Genomic DNA, 1,536 nt, shown 5'->3' on the forward strand with positions numbered 1-1,536 from the left:
TGTTTCCGCAAAGTCTTGGCTGAGTCCAGAAAAGTAAGTCATAGTGGGTGGGTGCCGTCGATGCCGGATTACGCAGCGCTGCTGCGCGGGGCTGAGCTTCGCGTGACCCGCCCGCGGGTCGCGGTGTTGGAGGCCGTGCACGCGCGTCCACATGCCGATACGGAGACGATTTTCGGAGCGGTGCGCACCGTTCTGGAAGGGGTGTCCCGGCAGGCCGTGTACGACGTGCTGCACGCAGTGACCGCTGTGGGATTGGTGCGGCGGATTCAGCCGCCCGGCTCCGTTGCTCGGTACGAGTCGCGGGTCGGAGACAATCACCACCACGTCATCTGCCGGTCGTGTGGGGTCATTGCGGACGTCGACTGTGCCGTCGGCGAGGCGCCCTGCCTGACTGCGTCCGACGACAACGGTTTCCTCGTCGAGGAGGCCGAGGTCATCTACTGGGGTCTGTGCCCCGACTGCTCGACATCACAGACTTCTCGATCGAACCCATGACCACAGCCCAGTTTGGTCTCTCCCGGAAGGAATGTTGTGTCCGATAGCTGCCCGGTCGCTCATGAGGGAAACACTCAGAGCACCAGTGAAAGTGAAAATCCCGTAATCCCGTCTCCCACTCCGGCGGCGAACCGCCCGAGGACGAACCGCGACTGGTGGCCGAACCAGCCGGAGCTGTCGGTGCTGCACGCCCACACGTCGAAGTCGAACCCGATGGGCGCGGACTTCGACTACGCGGCGGAGTTCGCCAAGCTCGACGTGGAGGCACTCAAGCGCGACGTCATCGATCTGATGACGACCTCGCAGGACTGGTGGCCCGCCGACTACGGCCACTACGGCGGCCTCTTCATCCGGATGAGCTGGCACGCCGCCGGCACCTACCGCATCGCGGACGGTCGCGGCGGTGGCGGTCAGGGCGCCCAGCGTTTCGCCCCCCTCAACAGCTGGCCCGACAACGCGAGCCTCGACAAGGCTCGCCGGCTGCTCTGGCCGGTGAAGCAGAAGTACGGCAAGCAGATCTCGTGGGCGGACCTCCTCGTCTTCGCCGGAAACTGTGCCCTGGAGTCGATGGGGTTCAAGACCTTCGGGTTCGGATTCGGCCGCGAGGACATCTGGGAGCCCGAGGAGATGTACTGGGGTCCCGAGGACACCTGGCTGGGCGACGAGCGCTACAGCGGCGATCGCGAACTCTCGGGTCCGCTCGGGGCCGTGCAGATGGGTCTCATCTACGTGAACCCGGAGGGACCCAATGGCCAGCCGGATCCGCTGGCAGCCGCCCGCGACATCCGGGAGACTTTCGCCCGCATGGCGATGAACGACGTGGAGACCGCCGCGCTGATCGCAGGCGGCCACACCTTCGGCAAGACCCACGGCGCAGGCGACGCCGACCTGGTCGGTCCGGAACCGGAAGGCGCCCCGATCGAGCAGCAGGGCCTGGGCTGGAAGAGTGCCTACGGCACCGGCGTGGGCAAGGACGCGATCACCAGTGGTCTCGAGGTCGTGTGGACCCCCACACCGACGAAGTGGGACAACAGCTTCCTC

General features: G+C 66.1%; 2 protein-coding genes. Both read left to right on the plus strand.

Annotated features, from left to right (window positions below; translation table 11 throughout):
* The first annotated feature begins 60 nt into the window (after positions 1 to 60).
* Positions 61 to 495, plus strand: a complete 435-nt coding sequence (locus VIU94_RS39485; protein WP_206033917.1) for a Fur family transcriptional regulator — start codon at positions 61 to 63, stop codon at positions 493 to 495.
* A gap of 213 nt (positions 496 to 708) precedes the next feature.
* Positions 709 to 1,536: peroxidase family protein (locus VIU94_RS39490; protein ID WP_331919594.1), on the plus strand; the 828-nt coding region annotated here is incomplete at its 3' end.

It is taken from the genome of Streptomyces sp., from assembly GCF_036566765.1.
Taxonomy (GTDB): domain Bacteria; phylum Actinomycetota; class Actinomycetes; order Streptomycetales; family Streptomycetaceae; genus Streptomyces.